The organism is Dyella thiooxydans (assembly GCF_001641285.1).
GTDB lineage: Bacteria > Pseudomonadota > Gammaproteobacteria > Xanthomonadales > Rhodanobacteraceae > Dyella_A > Dyella_A thiooxydans.
Genome location: NZ_CP014841.1, coordinates 269,456 through 283,690, shown reverse-complemented (window position 1 = coordinate 283,690; position 14,235 = coordinate 269,456). Strand labels below are relative to the sequence as shown.

Annotated in this window: 14 protein-coding genes; 2 read left to right on the top strand and 12 right to left on the bottom strand. The window is 66.8% G+C overall.

Going from position 1 to position 14,235, the window contains the following annotated elements:
- Positions 1 to 75 precede the first annotated feature (75 nt).
- Entirely contained in the window at positions 76 to 714 is a 639-nt protein-coding gene (locus ATSB10_RS01230; protein ID WP_205631080.1) for a hypothetical protein, read from the bottom strand.
- On the opposite strand from ATSB10_RS01230, the gene ATSB10_RS01225 reads away from it, so the two are divergent.
- The gene (locus ATSB10_RS01225) at positions 713 to 1,939 is read left to right on the top strand and encodes an IS256 family transposase (protein ID WP_063670059.1); all 1,227 of its coding nucleotides are present in this window, start codon (positions 713 to 715) and stop codon (positions 1,937 to 1,939) included. The genes ATSB10_RS01230 and ATSB10_RS01225 overlap by 2 nt on opposite strands.
- Before the next feature lie 339 nt (positions 1,940 to 2,278).
- Entirely contained in the window at positions 2,279 to 2,662 is a 384-nt protein-coding gene (locus tag ATSB10_RS01220; RefSeq protein ID WP_063670058.1) for a DUF302 domain-containing protein, read from the top strand.
- A 430-nt stretch (positions 2,663 to 3,092) separates the two neighbouring features.
- Here the strand turns inward: ATSB10_RS01220 and ATSB10_RS01215 are convergent, their stop codons facing one another.
- The 11 genes from ATSB10_RS01215 to hflX form a co-directional block, all read right to left on the bottom strand.
- Positions 3,093 to 3,548: a fasciclin domain-containing protein gene (locus ATSB10_RS01215; protein ID WP_063670057.1), complete on the bottom strand. Its 456-nt coding sequence runs from the start codon at positions 3,546 to 3,548 to the stop codon at positions 3,093 to 3,095.
- A 798-nt stretch (positions 3,549 to 4,346) separates the two neighbouring features.
- Positions 4,347 to 4,487 (bottom strand): hypothetical protein, encoded by a 141-nt coding sequence (locus tag ATSB10_RS19145; protein WP_157468970.1) that lies wholly within the window; start codon positions 4,485 to 4,487, stop codon positions 4,347 to 4,349.
- Positions 4,484 to 5,719: a type II toxin-antitoxin system HipA family toxin gene (locus ATSB10_RS01210; protein ID WP_063670056.1), complete on the bottom strand. Its 1,236-nt coding sequence runs from the start codon at positions 5,717 to 5,719 to the stop codon at positions 4,484 to 4,486. Before ATSB10_RS01210 ends, ATSB10_RS19145 begins: the two co-directional genes overlap by 4 nt.
- Positions 5,709 to 5,963, bottom strand: a complete 255-nt coding sequence (locus ATSB10_RS01205; protein ID WP_063674284.1) for a helix-turn-helix domain-containing protein — start codon at positions 5,961 to 5,963, stop codon at positions 5,709 to 5,711. Before ATSB10_RS01205 ends, ATSB10_RS01210 begins: the two co-directional genes overlap by 11 nt.
- A 221-nt stretch (positions 5,964 to 6,184) precedes the next feature.
- Entirely contained in the window at positions 6,185 to 8,287 is a 2,103-nt protein-coding gene (locus tag ATSB10_RS01200; RefSeq protein WP_157468968.1) for an XVIPCD domain-containing protein, read from the bottom strand.
- Positions 8,268 to 8,627, bottom strand: a complete 360-nt coding sequence (locus ATSB10_RS01195) for a hypothetical protein (RefSeq protein ID WP_063670054.1) — start codon at positions 8,625 to 8,627, stop codon at positions 8,268 to 8,270. The genes ATSB10_RS01200 and ATSB10_RS01195 overlap by 20 nt, the downstream gene beginning before the upstream one ends.
- 97 nt (positions 8,628 to 8,724) lie before the next feature.
- The gene (locus ATSB10_RS01190) at positions 8,725 to 9,075 is read right to left on the bottom strand and encodes a hypothetical protein (RefSeq protein ID WP_063670053.1); all 351 of its coding nucleotides are present in this window, start codon (positions 9,073 to 9,075) and stop codon (positions 8,725 to 8,727) included.
- A 164-nt stretch (positions 9,076 to 9,239) separates the two neighbouring features.
- Positions 9,240 to 10,532, bottom strand: coding sequence for an adenylosuccinate synthase (locus ATSB10_RS01185; RefSeq protein WP_063670052.1), 1,293 nt, complete (start codon positions 10,530 to 10,532; stop codon positions 9,240 to 9,242).
- 192 nt (positions 10,533 to 10,724) lie between these two features.
- On the bottom strand, positions 10,725 to 11,591 hold the full coding sequence (gene hflC / locus ATSB10_RS01180; RefSeq protein ID WP_063670051.1) for a protease modulator HflC: 867 nt from the start codon (positions 11,589 to 11,591) through the stop codon (positions 10,725 to 10,727).
- A complete protein-coding gene (hflK, locus tag ATSB10_RS01175) occupies positions 11,588 to 12,739 on the bottom strand; it encodes an FtsH protease activity modulator HflK (RefSeq protein ID WP_063670050.1) in 1,152 nt (383 codons plus the stop codon). Before hflK ends, hflC begins: the two co-directional genes overlap by 4 nt.
- 168 nt (positions 12,740 to 12,907) lie before the next feature.
- The gene (gene hflX, locus ATSB10_RS01170) at positions 12,908 to 14,221 is read right to left on the bottom strand and encodes a ribosome rescue GTPase HflX (protein WP_063670049.1); all 1,314 of its coding nucleotides are present in this window, start codon (positions 14,219 to 14,221) and stop codon (positions 12,908 to 12,910) included.
- Between the last annotated feature and the right edge of the window lie 14 nt (positions 14,222 to 14,235).

The window sequence follows — 14,235 nt, the reverse complement described above, 5'->3', positions numbered from 1 at the left end:
GCGCCCGTTAATTTCATTTGGGCTTTTATCTGAAATTAACCTGATTCGCAACGCTCGGATCGCGAGCATGGTCCTCTAGGACACCGCAGCGCCGGCGACGGGCAGCCCTGCTTTCTCGCTGACGAAGCGATTCATCCTCTCGGCCAAGGCCTCCCGCCTTGCCTTGAGGAAATCGCGATAGCGATCCGTGTCCCAGAGTGAGGCGTCCAGCGGAACGCACTGACTCATCAACGCCTGCTCGCCTTGCTTGACAACAATCTCAGCCAAGTAGCCGGTCGCGTCCTTGTTGCTGATGCGTCGATTGGTCTGCCCGGTGATGAAGGCCATGTTGGCGATCTCGTTGATCTCGCCGGTTTCGTAGCGGTTCTTGAGCAGGGACTTCGGAATGATGTGGTGCCACTGAATGAAGTGCAGCTTGCCTTGATGGGTCAGCGACAGGCCAAGCCCGCTGTACCAATCGCGCGCTCCGGCGTCCTTCAACGCGAGGTAAGCCAGCGAGAACAAGGGACTATTGGCACCTCGTCCAGCGAGATCCCCCGGCTCAACATGCAGGCGGCCAAACTGTCGGCGAACCGGTTCGATAAGCGCAGCCAAATCGCCGCCACGAAAGATGATGGCTAGATCCTCGTTGAGCAGCGTTTCGGTGGGGCGTGTCCTAGATTTTGTGTAACCGGGTCCCAGGCAGGACACTGCCGCCAGACCCGGAGAGACCATGAGTCCACGCAAACACGAGGTGCCCGACGAGCTGCTTAGCAGCCTGTTGGCGAACTACAAGAAGCCCGAAGACCTGATCGGCGAGAACGGCCTGCTCAAGCAGCTGACCAAGCTGCTGGTCGAGAAGGCGCTGGATGCGGAGATGACCGAGCACCTCGGTCACGATAAGCACGAGCCGGTGGCCAACCCGGCCGGCAACACCCGCAACGGCCGCAGCCGCAAGACGCTCAAGGGCGAGTTCGGCGAGCTGCCGATCGAGATCCCGCGCGACCGGCACGGCAGCTTCGAGCCGAAGCTGATTCCCAAGCACCAGACTCGCTGGAGCGGCTTCGACGACAAGATCCTGTCGCTCTACGCCCGCGGCATGACGGTGCGCGAGATCCAGGCGCACCTGGAAGAGATGTATGGCACGGAGGTCTCGCCGAGCCTGATCTCCTCGGTCACCGATGCAGTGATCGACGAGGTGAAGGCCTGGCAAGGCCGGCCGCTCGATCCGGTGTATCCGATCGTCTACCTGGACTGCATCCATGTGAAGGTGCGCGAGGGCGCGGTGCGGGTGAAGGCGGTCTACCTGGCCATTGGCATCACCATGGCCGGCGAGAAGGAGGTCCTTGGGCTGTGGCTGGCGCAGACCGAGGGCGCCAAGTTCTGGCTGCAGGTGGTGACCGAGCTGCGCAACCGCGGGGTGCAGGACATCTTCATCGCCTGCGTCGACGGCCTGAAGGGTTTCCCCGAAGCGATCGAGACCGTATTCCCGCACACGACGGTGCAGTTGTGCCTCGTACACATGGTGCGGCACAGCCTGAACTACGTGTCGTGGAAGCGACGGCCGGAGGTGGCCGCCGACCTCAAGCGCATCTACACCTGTGCCACCGCCGAGGAGGCCGAGCAGCGGCTCGCCGAGTTCGAGGCCCGCTGGGACAAGGAATACCTGCCGATCGGGCAGTCCTGGCGACGCAACTGGCCGCGCCTGATCCCGTTCTTCGACTACCCGCCAGAGATCCGCAAGGTGATCTACACGACCAACGCCATCGAGTCGGTGAACATGAGCCTGCGCAAGCTGACCAAGCACCGCGGGGCCTTCCCGAGCGACGAGGCACTGGTGAAGCTGTTCTATCTGGCCCTGCGCAACATCAGCAAGAAATGGACGCTGCCGATCCGTGATTGGAAGGCCGCGCTCAACCGCTTTACGATCCAGTTCGAGGAACGACTCCCTCAGCTGTAACTCGAATCCCGGTTACACAAAATTCTGCACACGCTCGCCCCTGGAAACAACTGGATGGTGATGCAGCGCGCTCTGTCCGATGCCCCCATACCCGCGGACGTCGGCGCGCAGCGCGACAAGCGAGTGATCTTAGGTGGCATGGGCGCAACCACCAAGGGCGGATATACCCCTACCTGACTGCCCTGCAGATGCGGCCTGGCGGCAAGGGAGGCCGCGTCCCTCCCTTACGCCGGATATCCACGTCGCACGAACCCGCGATGTCGCTTCGACTTGACGAAACCCGTACTCGCTCAGGCGCACAGTGCGCGACGATCGGCTTACCCACACGGAGACCTGACCATGATCTACAAGAAGCAAACCGCCAAATCGGTCACCACGGCCTTCGAGGCCATGCAGGCCGCGGTGAAGGCGCATGGGTTCGGCGTGCTGCACACCTACGACTTCAAGCAGACGCTGGCGGACAAGGGTTTTCCGCTGGCCCACGGCTGCATCGTGATGGAGGTGTGCAACCCGAAGCAGGCGTCGGAGGTGCTGGCGATGGACATGGCGCTGAATATGGCGCTGCCGTGCCGGGTGTCGATCTACGAACAGGACGGCACGACCTGGATCGGCATGGTGCCGCCCACCGAGCAGCTGTCGCTGATCTCCGGCGACGAGCGGATCGCCGAGGCGGCGCGCGGGGTGGAGGCGGCGATGAAGGAGATGATCGACGAGGCGGCTTGAGGGTTTCGGGGTTCACTTGCCTTAAAGGCGCTGGATGACCGGCATTCGCCGTTGAAAAGCACCTCCAGCGTTCGCTGGGATGACGGGTGGAGAGTTTGCGTCGGCATCCACGTAGCCGTATCACCGACGCAACCAGAAGAAGAGAAAAAGCCCCGCATCGCGGGGCTTTTTCGTGTCACGCCTGGCTGGAAGCTCAGGCGAACGGGCCGCCCAGAAAGATGGTGTCGTCGCGGCCCGCGTCCGTGACGACGGGGCGATGCGCCAGCCGACGAGTTCTGTGCGAGGTGGACCATCGGGCGGTCCTGCCGGGGACCCGATGCAGAAAGCCCGCACGGGGCGGGCTTCCGGATGCTTCGCTGTCCGATGTGGCGAGCGGTGCGCTCGCCACCACGGTCAGGTGGATCGACTCGGTGCGAGTCGGTTCGGTGGCTCAGTGCTTGGTGGCCGACTTGGGCGGCTGCATCACCGCATCGATGGTGTGGATCACGCCGTTGCCCGCGGCGATTTCCGCACCGATCAGGTGGGCGCCGTCGATGGTAAGGCGATCACCGTCCCTGGCGATATGGGCCGACAGACCCTGCATCATCTTCGGATGGCTGAGCGTGCCCACATCGGCGGTCGACGCGCGACCGGGAAGGACGTGGTACTTCAGCACCGAAATCAGCTCGGCCTTGTTCTCCGGCTTGAGCCAGTTCTCCAGCGTGCCCTGCGGCAGTTTGCCGAAGGCTTCGTCGGTCGGCGCGAAGACGGTGTAGGGGCCCGAGCCCTTCAGCACGCCGGTAAGTTCGGCGGCATCCAGTGCCTTGCAGAGGGTCTTGAAGGAGCCGTTGGCGACGGCCGAATCGATGAGGTTGCTGGTGCGAGTGTTGTTGACGGAATGGTTCATGGGGTTGCCTTTGAGTGATGACCTGCAGACGCAGGCCCAGGGCGGCCGAAGCCGCGGCCCCGGGGTGACCCGGGGGCGTACTCAGTGGCGTTAGGGAGAGTACCGCGATGCTGAGGCGTGGCAGGAGCGACGTGCTTCCTGATGCCAGTGCAGCATGCGCGTTGTGTTGTTACTTCCCTGTAATGCGATCCGCGGGATGCCCAGCGCGAGCGCTGCGCCGTGCTTCGCCCTTCAGTTTGCGCAACAGCGCGAGTTGGCGCGAGCGCTGCTCGCTTTTCCTCAGATCCTGCGCCGCCAGCAGTTGGTGCCGGCGGCTCAGCGGTACGGAGGGAACGCGCGCTGCGACGGGGCCAGGCCATCCAAGCAGATGCTGGATGCGGGCGAGCCAGGTACCGACATGCCAGGGGGAAGGAGTTCGAATTCCGGCGTGGGATTTCATGGCGTCAACCTCAGCCACATGCCGGGGCTTTCGGGCGGCAGATCAATCCCTGCCAGCGTGACCACTGTGCGCCGCGCCCTGTTAGTCGGCTGTAACCACCCAATGCCGGGTCGCGCCCGCCGGCCACATGGCGGGCCACGGTGGCGCCCTGTTCCGCCCCGCGGACGGCCCTGAGCCTCGTCAGCGCGACACCCACCCGGCCGCAGGTCGGGTGGCCCGGGACGGCGGCCCGGTCGCCTTGCCCCAGTTCGTGGGGAGGGGCGTTGCTGTGCCGGGTGGATGGCTGCATTGGCGCGGTGGTGCGGGCATGGAAGAGCCCTGCATCGCGGGGCTTTTTCGTGTCACGCCTTGCCGGGAACTCAGGCGAACGGGTCGTCCAGGATGATGGTGTCATCGCGGTCGGCGCCGGTGGCGACGAGGGCGATGCGGCAGCCGGAGAGTTCTTCCAGGGCGCGCAGGTAGGCGCGGGCGGCGGTACCGCCCCATACCTTGCCCCTCATGCCGCTCCCAGCGGCTTGCTGAAACCCGGCTCCATACGCTGGATGTCGCGCTGCAGGGCATCGCGCACCTGCGGCACCTCGGCCAGCAGGTCGGCGTGGCGCTGGCACTGCTGGTGGGCCGCTTCGAGCAGTTGCCGGATACGTTCGCGGGGTTCGTCTACCTGGCAGCGGCCGGCGAATTCCAGCAGGTGTTGTCGGGCTGCGATGAAGCTCTTGCTGCCGCCCAGCGTTAGGGCCAACGTGTCGTTGGGTAGATACGCGGTGGTGTTGACGATGTCGTAGGCCGGCGCCATGCGCACGTCGTCGCTAGCCGGGTGGGTGTAGAGCAGGCCGAAGTTCTTCAGGTGCGCGTCGCCGTTCCCGACGATGACGGACAGCGCCACCATGTCGAACAGCTGCGCCAGGGCCAGGCGTACCTGCTCCGCGAGGCAGTTGTTGCCGATGACCTTGGTCAGCCGCTCGTAACCGCCCTGGTATTTCTGGGCGGTACCGAGACCCATCAGCGTCGCCATGTCCTCGAAGCCCAGCGGCTTGCCGTGGGCATCGCGGTCGAAACGGCGCATCACGAACAGATCGTGCCGCTCGGACAGGAAGAACTCCGGCACCGGGATACCAGCGGCCCTGGCGATGGACATGCAGACGAACTCGTTGATCGCCAGACCGGGGTACTCGCCCTGCCCGCTCTTGACGATGAGATCGCCGGTGAGAAGGGTCGCCTTGGCTGCGTCGCCCATTGCGCGCTCCGGCACCAGCACCTTGGGCTGCACGCCCGACACGCCGCTGCGCAGCAGGTAGCGATCGACCAGTTCGGTGAACAGGTCTTCGGCGCCGTCCCAGGCCAGGATCTCGTCCAGCCGCTCGCCGCGCTCGGGCTCGCGGCCACGTTGCAGCAAGCGGCCGACCGCGGGCGCATCGACGGCGAGGCGGCCGATGGTGCCGCCCTGGCCGGTGATCGCCAGCAGCAGCATGGGATCGAGCTGCGTGAGCTTGGCCAGGCGCAGGCGCAGCTGCTCCAGCACGTAACCCTCCGGCAGGCTCTGCTGGAAGATCGGCAGCAGTTCGGAGGATGTGTACGGACTGCGCCGTACCGGCATGGTGAGACTCACCGCCACATCCGGCGTGGTGCCGGTGTAGGCGAACGCGTATGGCCTGCCTTCGTGGTAAAGCTCACCACTGACGCCCTGCGGGGTCAGCACGCGCGCGCTGGCGACGGCCACCGGCTCATTCGCCATAGATGTCCCCCAGCTCCTCCAGCGTCGGACGCTGCGCGACATCCACCTTCAGGGTGGCATCGAGGGCAGCGGCGAGCCGGGCGTAGCTTTCGAACGCGATCGATCCCCGACCCTGCTCCATCTGCACGATCTTGGGCCGCGGCATGCCCGTTCGCGTGGCCAGCGCGGCCTGGGTCAGCCCACGACGCTTGCGCAGCAGACGCAGCTGCTGGCCGAGATCGCGCATGAGGGTGTCGGTATCCATGTTCGAAATATCGAACATTAATTAGATGATGTCTAGCTTTTAATACATTTCATTCATTTTTATGGCCATCCGGTTCCTGGACACACGGAGAACGCGACCGCCGATGGCGCTTTGGCATTCCGGGCCTACGGTCACCCAGGCCTGCCGGGAATCCAGCCGCGCTGACCTTCCGGGGCGCGCAGCATCGCCCCATCCATGGGCACATGCCGGGACTTCCGGCCCTAACGCGCCAGACCCGGCCCCGGCATGCCCTGCTGCATCTGCGCCTGTATTACCGTCGGTGCCTGCATCGCGCCCTGCTGCTGCGTGATCTGCTGGAACCGCTCCATTGCCTGCGGCCAGCGGGCGGCGCTCTGCTCCATGGGGGTGTTGGCGCTGGCGGTGGGGACCTGGGTGCGCAGATCGAGCAAGTGGTCCTGCCGGCCCGGTGGCGTCTGCACCGCCCACAGCCGGGTGCCATCGTCGGAGAGCGCGATGCGGTCGATGCGCTGCAGGCCGTCGGCGCGCGCCTGCACGGCGAGCGACGAAGCCACCTGATCGCAGTGGATGTCGGGGGCGCGGCCGAGCGAACGGTCCAGCGCGTGCACGTGTTGCCGGGTCTGCTGGAAGAAGGCGTGGTCCGGATGCTGCGGGTCGTCCAGTCGCGCAGGCAAGGCCGGCTCGGGGGGATTGACCGGACGAGACGCTGGCGACTCGCGACCGCCGTGTCCCTGCGCCGCAGGCACCTTCGACGCCTCCATATCCCGGGTTTCACGGATTTCCGCCGCGACGTTGCCTTCGGCGGCGTGCCGCCCGAAGAGCATGCCGGGCGCGCTCCACTGGCCCTGCGCATCGCGGGTATAGCTGCGGCCATCGGAGGCCAGCACCGTCCGGTCCGCATCACGGAGCGTGCTGGCCACTGCTTCAGGCATCGTCCCGAATGCAGACCAGCCGCGCTGCTCATAAAGCGTCCGGTAGGCCTCGGCCACGCCCTGCGGCGAGTTGGCGCGGTTGTGGGCAATGGTCCGCTCGGCCGCCTGGTCGAGTTCGGCAGCACGCTGGGGAGAGGCCACCTCGGTACCGCGCTCGACCACGCGCCCCACCACGCCGGTCACCACCGACCGCGTCCACTGCCCGCTCTCGGCGTCGCGCTGCCAGTCGTCGGCTTGGAGGCGGGCCGGGTCGGCGGCACTGGCGGGCTGCCGATACGGATCGGCTAATTCGCCCGGTTGCGCCATGCGCAGTTCGGCCATGCGGGTGGAGGCTTGGTAGTCGAGCCGGTTCTGCAACGCCGCGTCCGCCACGGGGCGCTGCACATCGCCGGGAAGCGGCGGCAGATCGGATACCCAGCCCTGCCCCGGGTGCGCCGGGTCGTAGCGCCAGGGCCGTCCCTGCGGATCGTCCTGGTGGTAGATGCGGTAGTCGTCGATGGCATTGACCAGCCTGTCGCCCCCGATCGCGCCAACCACCCCGCCCACCGCGCCGGTGACGAACGCACCCGGGCCGGATTCGATGCCGGCGAGCGTGCCAAGCCCGCCCGGGACCTCGGCCCCCGCCACCATGCCCAGCGTGCGACCGCCCAGATGCAACATGCCGGACTGCGCGCCGGTGACGTTGCCCTGGCGAAGCAGATCGGTGGTGTGATCGACGGTGCTTGCGGTGTCCTCGATAACCGCGGCGGCACCGAGCACACCCAGGCCGCGGGCCAGTCCCGATTTGGCGCCGGCCCGTGCGACCGCCAGCTCGGGCTTCGGCAGGTTGTCCACCGATTTGACGTAGACCGGTTCATGGAAGAGTTGCCGGTTGGGTACCAGCGCCTGCTCGGCACCGCCCGGCTTGGTGACCAAGCCGTCCAGCTCCGACGTCGGAGCCACGGTGCTGAAGAACACCTGCGTCGGCACCTTCGGCGTCATGCGGTAGGCGTCGTAGCGCGGCGCCTCGCTGGCTATGGGCAGACCGAAGAACTCGGAGATGTTCCTCCTCTGTGCGACCGCCGCCTCGGCTTCGCTGGCCCTGATCCAGAACGAGGAATAGCGACTGGGGCGGGTGCCCGCGGGGACGAACTTCACCAGGGCTTCGCCGGTGTCCAGCGTTTCCATGCGAGGAAGCTCGCGGCCGGATCTGAGATGACTGATGGCCCGCGTCTTGATGTCTTCCGCTGACGCGTTTGGGTCAGCCTCGACCAGACGATGCAGGTAAAGCGCACCCTCATCGGTACCCAAATAGTCCAGTGCAGCTTTTTTACTGATCCCCTCAGGGAGAAATGTGTTGGCTTTCAGTATCGACTCGGCATGCTTCGCCCTCAGGTACTCCGACGTGAGGTCATCAAGCCCGGCCACGATCATTCTCCTTGGCAATCGCCTGCCGCATGGCCTCTATCCGTGCGAGCAGTTCCTTGTCTTTTTCTGTCTGCCCACCTTCGAGCTCGATGACGAAGCGCGAAAAAGCGTCACCGACGCTTGGCTCCTTGTAGGGTACGTAGCGCCCATCCCCGTGGTTATACGCACCGGGGACGCGAATACCGTCCATAGGCTCTGAGATCTTCCCCGCCTTGGCGTTCTCGATGAGGGGGCGCAGAGACTGCAGAAGGTCCCGTACATCCTCCACATCGGGGTACTGCTTCAGGACCCACTCGAGATGCTCTGCGGCGTCCTTGAGCTTCTTGGTGTCGATGGTTTGGCTCATGACACGATTTCCTTGCGTAGCAGGGGATTTCAGATTTTCGATTCTCTCACCACGAGCAGGACTACCGCGCCGCGGTGCTGGCGATGCGCAGCCGTTCTCAGGACTTTCCGTTCTCGTTTGCCATCGCCCGCATCGCATCCATGCGCGCATGGATACGCTTTTCCTGTTCGGTCAGACCGCCACGCATTTCAATCGAAAAACGGACGAATGCACCGTCCACGCTCGGATCGCTGAAATCGATATAGCGACCGTCGGCAAAGTTATAGGTCCCCGGAATATCCCACCTGTCGACAGGCTCGAGCACCCGACCCGCCTTGGCGTCATCAAGCAAGGGTGTCAGGGCTCGCAGAAGGCTCTGCACATCCGCGCTGTCCGGATACTGCTTCAGCGCCCACTCCAGGTGCTCGGCGGCTGACTTGAGACGTATGGGATCGATGGTCTGGGCCATGGGCACGCTCCGTGTGCTGTGCGCGAAGGGTGGCACAGTTTGCGATGGTGGCACCGTGATGGCTGCCGCGAAGTGGGCGCTTATCCCGATGGTCGGTGCGGCGAGGCCGCCAAAGAAAAAGCCCCGCATCGCGGGGCTTTTTCGTGTCACGCCTTGCCGGAAGCTCAGGCGAACGGGTCGTCCAGGATGATGGTGTCATCGCGGTCGGCGCCGGTGGCGACGAGGGCGATGCGGCAGCCGGAGAGTTCTTCCAGGGCGCGCAGGTAGGCGCGGGCGGCGGGCGGGAGCTTGTCCCACTCGCGGATGCCGGCGGTGGACTCTTCCCAGCCCGGGAACTCCAGGTAGACCGGCTTGCACTCTTCCCAGCCGTCGGCGTCCAGCGGAGCCAGCTCGCGGCGCTTGCCGCGGTATTCGTAGGCGATGCAGACCTTGATGCTGGGCAGGCCGTCGAGCACGTCGAGCTTGGTGATGGCCAGGCCGTTGATGCCGTTGATCTGCACGGCGCGCTTGAGCGCGACGAGGTCGATCCAGCCGCAGCGGCGCGGACGGCCGGTGCTGGCGCCGAACTCGTTGCCGACCTTGCGCAGGCGCTCGCCCATCTCGTCTTCGAGCTCGGTGGGGAACGGCCCGCCGCCGACGCGGGTGGCGTAGGCCTTGCAGATGCCCAGCACGTAGTCGATGTCGCCGGCGCCCACGCCGGTGCCGGCGAGCGCGCCGCCGACGGTGGTGTTGGACGAGGTGACGTACGGGTAGGTGCCGTGGTCGATGTCCAGCAGCGCGCCCTGCGCGCCCTCGAACAGGATGTTGCCGCCTTCCTTGCGCACGTCGTGCAGGATGGTGGCGACGTCGTCGACCATCGGGCGGATGAACTCGCCGTAGGCCAGCGCGTCGTCGAGCACGGTCTGGTAGTCCACCGGCTCGGCGTTGAGCCACTGGGTGAGGATGAAGTTGTGGTACTCGACGGCCGTCTTGATCTTCTCCGGCAGCTCGTGCGGGTACATCAGGTCGGCGACGCGGATGGAGCGGCGGGCGACCTTGTCTTCGTAGGCCGGGCCGATGCCGCGGCCGGTGGTGCCGATGGCGCTCTTGCCGGCCTTGGCCTCGCGCGCCTTATCCACCGCGATGTGGTACGGCATGATCAGCGGCGTGGCGGGGCTGATCTTCAGGCGCGGGCGCACGTTGACGCCGTTGGCCTCCAGCTCCTCGATCTCGCTCTTGAGCGCGGCGGGGCTGAGCACCACGCCGTTGCCGATCAGGCACAGCGCGTCGTCGCGCAGGATGCCCGAGGGAATCAGGTGGAGGACGGTCTTCTTGCCCTTGATGACCAGCGTGTGGCCGGCGTTGTGGCCGCCCTGGAAGCGCGCGACGGCGCCTACGCGTTCGGTCAGCAGGTCGACGATCTTGCCTTTGCCTTCGTCGCCCCACTGGGCTCCAAGAATGACTACGGACTTGCCCATGGCTTTGCTCTCGTGTGGCACCCCGATCGGCGGGGCGGGAGGTACTGCGGTGGTGTTGCCGGTATTGCATTGGCGCGGCGGGCGGCGTCCCTACCCCCACTCACGCCCGCGCGTGACGCACCCTCGGGCCTTGCGGCCGGAGCCTGATGGAACGGGCCGATCGGCGGCCCGCCGGTGTGTCGCGAACGTGTCTCAGCGCTTTCCGGCGCTGTTCTGGAAATACTGCAGGAACGGGTCGTCCGGCTTGAGGACGAGCACGTTCTTGCCGTCGTCGAAGGCGTGACGATACGCCTGCATGGATCGATAGAACGCGAAGAACTCCGGGTCCTGGCCATAGGCCTGGGCGTAGATCAGCGCGGCCTGGGCGTCGCCCTCGCCGCGGATCTTGGCGGCGTCACGATCGGCGTCTGCGCGCAGCACCTGGGCCTGACGATCGGCGTCGGCGTTGATGGTGGTGGCCATCTGCTCGCCGGTGTAGCGCAGCTCGTTGGCCAGCTGCAGGCGCTCGGCCTTCATGCGCTTGTAGACCGAGTCGCTGACCTCGTTGGGCAGCTCGATCTGCTTGATGCGCACATCCACCACTTCGATGCCGAGGCTCTTGCGGGAGGCCAGGTCGGTCTGCTCGCGCACCTTGTTGGTGATGTCGCGGCGGCCGCCGGAGATCAGCTCCTGCAGGGTGCGGCTGTTGAACTCGAAGCGCAGCGCGTTCTTGACGATCGGGCTGAGGCGCTGGGCGGCCTGCACCGGGTCGCCGCCGGTGGCGCGGTAGTAGTCGGCGTTGTTGGCGATGCGCCACTTCACGTAGAAGTCGACGTTGACGCTCTTTTTCTCCGAGGTGAGGTAGCGCTCGGGACTGGCGTCCATGGTGAGGATGCGGTTGTCGAAGCGCATCACCTGCTGCAGCACCGGCAGCTTGAAGTGCAGGCCGGGCTGGTCGCCGGTGCGCACGATGCGGCCGAACTGCAGCAGCAGCGCCGACTGCCCCTCGCCCACCACATACATGCTGTTGAGGCCGAGCAGGGCCAGCAGGATCACGGCGATGATGGCGGAGATCTTCATGGCTGCTTCTCCTGCGAGGCCGCGTCGGCGCTGACGGTGGCGGGCGGGCTGAGCGAGGTCCCCAGGCCGGCCGGCAGGTTGATGATGTTGCGACCGCCGGAGCCGTCGACCACCTTCGGGTTGCGCGCCATCACGTCTTCCATGGTTTCCAGCCACAGCCGCTGGCGGGTCACCGCCGGGGCGGCCTTGTATTCCTTCAGCAGCAGGTTGAAGCGCTCGGCGTCGCCGGTGGCGCGGGCGATGCGCTCGGCCTTGTCGCCCTTGGCCTGGGCCAGGATGCGGGCCGCCTCGCCGGTGGCCTGCGGGATCACCTGGTTGGCGTAGGCATGGGCCTTGTTGACCGCGCTCTGCTTGTCCTCGCGGGCGGCGTTGACGTCGTCGAAGGCGGCCTTCACCTCGTCCGGCGGGGCCACGTTCTGGAAGCTGACGTCGGTGACCTGCAGGCCGGCGTGGTAGCTGTCGAGCGTGTGCTGCAGGGCGTCGAGGGTCTGCTGCTGCAGGGTGACGCGGTCGTCCTTGCCCGGCTTGGCGTTGGCGGTCAGCTTGGCGGCGGTCGCGGCACTGGTCGAGGCGGCGGAAGCCGGCAGCGAATCGGGGTCATCGCCGGGGCTGGTGAGGATCTCGTCCATCGAGTGCGAGCCGACCACCGAGCGCACCGCCGCCTCGGCGGCCTGCGCCAGGGTGTCGTCCGGATCGTTGGTGGAGAACAGGTACTGGCGCGGGTCGGACACCTGGTACTGCACGTTGTAGGCGACCGAGATGATGTTCTCGTCGCTGGTGAGCATGCGCACCTGGCCGACCTGGGCACGGATGCGCGTGGTCTCGACCTTCGCCACCGTCTCGATCGGCGCGGGCAGCTTGAAGTGGAAGCCCGGGGTGAGCGTGCGCGAGTACTTGCCGAAGCGCAGCACCACGCCGGTCTGACTGGTGTTGATCACGGTGGCGCTGGAGACCAGCAGCCACGCCAGCAGCACCGCCAGCACGATGGTGAAGATGCCGCCCGGGCCACCGCCGAGCTTGCCGAAGCGCTGGCGCAGCCGCTTGAGCAGCTGGTCCAGGCCGTTCGGGCCGCTGTTGCCGTTCGGGCGGTTGTTCTTGCCCCAGGGGTCGCGTTGCCCGTCGTTCTTGCCGGGTTCGTTCCAGGCCATGGTCAGTCTCCTTGGGGCCGCTGGGAGGCCGGCAAATACAGCCGGAACACAGGTGTGACGGGTTGGGTCATGACTCGATCGGGCACGCTTGGCGTGAATGTCCGCCCCGAGGGGCGCCACAGGCACAAAACGGGCGCAATTCTACCAGAGCTGTCCGACGCCCGTGGGTCACTCCAGCGGCGGGGCGGTGCGTTCGAGCAGGTCACGCAGCAGCACGGCGTCGCCACCGGGGCCGCCGCTGAGCGGGGCGATGACGCTGCGCGGAGCGTCGATGTCCAGGTGCCAGCCGTCCTCGTCGACCCGCTCGCCGGCAATCGCGCCGGCGGCCTTGAGCCGGGCGTGCAGGCGACCGGCCGACAACGGCAGGCTCAGTTCGGAACGCACGCGGTCGCCGCCGAGCAGTTCGCCCAGCGCCTCGCGCAGCAACTCCAGCCCCTGCCCGGTTCCGGCCGAGAGCCACACCTGCACCGGGCGGCCTTCGCCGTCGCGGACGATGCGCGGCTCGGCACCGGCCAGATCGATCTTGTTCATCACGTGCAGCTGCGGCAGGTCGCCGGCGCCGATCTCCTCCAGCACGCCGTCGACCACGCGGTGCAGGCGGTCGCGCTCCTCGTCGGCGGCGTCGCTGACGTGCAGCAGCAGGTCGGCGTCGCGTGCCTCGGCCAGGGTGCCGCGGAAGGCGGCGACCAGGTCGTGCGGCAGGTCGCGCACGAAGCCGACGGTGTCGGCGATCACCGCCGGCCCGCAGCTGAGGTCCTCGATGCGCCGCACGGTGGGGTCGAGCGTGGCGAACAGCTGGTCGGCGGCATACACGCCGCCGGCGGTGATCGCGTTGAACAGGGTGGACTTGCCGGCGTTGGTGTAGCCCACCAGCGCCACCCGCGGCACCGTGTTGCGCAGCCGCGCCCGGCGCTGCTGGCCGCGCTGCACCTGCACCTTCTCCAGCCGTTTGGTGAGCATCTTCACCCGCTCGGCGAGCAGGCGGCGGTCGGTTTCCAGCTGGGTCTCGCCCGGACCGCGGTTGCCGATGGCACCGCCGCGCTGGGCGTCCAGGTGGGTCCAGCCGCGCACCAGCCGGGTGGCGATGTGCTTGAGCTGCGCCAGCTCCACTTCCAGCTTGCCCTCGTGCGAGCGGGCGCGCTGGGCGAAGATGTCCAGGATCAGCCCGGCGCGGTCGACCACGCGCACGCCCAGGTGTTTTTCCAGGTTGCGCTCCTGCACCGGGCTGAGCAGATGGTCGACCAGCACCAGGTCGGCCTCGAGCGCGCGGGCCATCTCGGCCACCTCGTCGGCCTTGCCGGTGCCGATGTAGAAGCGCGGATTGGGCACGTCGACGCGCGCCGGCACCGTGCCGAGGATTTCGGCACCGGCGGATTTGGCGAGCTCGGCGAACTCTTCCGCGCGACGCGCGGCGTCGCCCTCGCCGCGCGAATGCGGCTGGACGAGCAGGGCGCGGTCGCCTCTCTTCTGTCTATCGAACACGGGGGCTTGCAGCT

Excerpts from the sequence above, each read along its gene's own strand:
- ATSB10_RS01225 (WP_063670059.1), top strand. The coding sequence starts at position 713 with ATGAGTCCACGCAAACACGAGGTGCCCGACGAGCTGCTTAGCAGCCTG.
- ATSB10_RS01230 (WP_205631080.1), bottom strand. The coding sequence starts at position 714 with ATGGTCTCTCCGGGTCTGGCGGCAGTGTCCTGCCTGGGACCCGGTTAC.
- ATSB10_RS01220 (WP_063670058.1), top strand. The coding sequence starts at position 2,279 with ATGATCTACAAGAAGCAAACCGCCAAATCGGTCACCACGGCCTTCGAG.
- ATSB10_RS01215 (WP_063670057.1), bottom strand. The coding sequence starts at position 3,548 with ATGAACCATTCCGTCAACAACACTCGCACCAGCAACCTCATCGATTCG.
- ATSB10_RS19145 (WP_157468970.1), bottom strand. The coding sequence starts at position 4,487 with ATGAGGGGCAAGGTATGGGGCGGTACCGCCGCCCGCGCCTACCTGCGC.
- ATSB10_RS01210 (WP_063670056.1), bottom strand. The coding sequence starts at position 5,719 with ATGGCGAATGAGCCGGTGGCCGTCGCCAGCGCGCGCGTGCTGACCCCG.
- ATSB10_RS01205 (WP_063674284.1), bottom strand. The coding sequence starts at position 5,963 with ATGGATACCGACACCCTCATGCGCGATCTCGGCCAGCAGCTGCGTCTG.
- ATSB10_RS01200 (WP_157468968.1), bottom strand. The coding sequence starts at position 8,287 with ATGATCGTGGCCGGGCTTGATGACCTCACGTCGGAGTACCTGAGGGCG.
- ATSB10_RS01195 (WP_063670054.1), bottom strand. The coding sequence starts at position 8,627 with ATGAGCCAAACCATCGACACCAAGAAGCTCAAGGACGCCGCAGAGCAT.
- ATSB10_RS01190 (WP_063670053.1), bottom strand. The coding sequence starts at position 9,075 with ATGGCCCAGACCATCGATCCCATACGTCTCAAGTCAGCCGCCGAGCAC.
- ATSB10_RS01185 (WP_063670052.1), bottom strand. The coding sequence starts at position 10,532 with ATGGGCAAGTCCGTAGTCATTCTTGGAGCCCAGTGGGGCGACGAAGGC.
- hflC (WP_063670051.1), bottom strand. The coding sequence starts at position 11,591 with ATGAAGATCTCCGCCATCATCGCCGTGATCCTGCTGGCCCTGCTCGGC.
- hflK (WP_063670050.1), bottom strand. The coding sequence starts at position 12,739 with ATGGCCTGGAACGAACCCGGCAAGAACGACGGGCAACGCGACCCCTGG.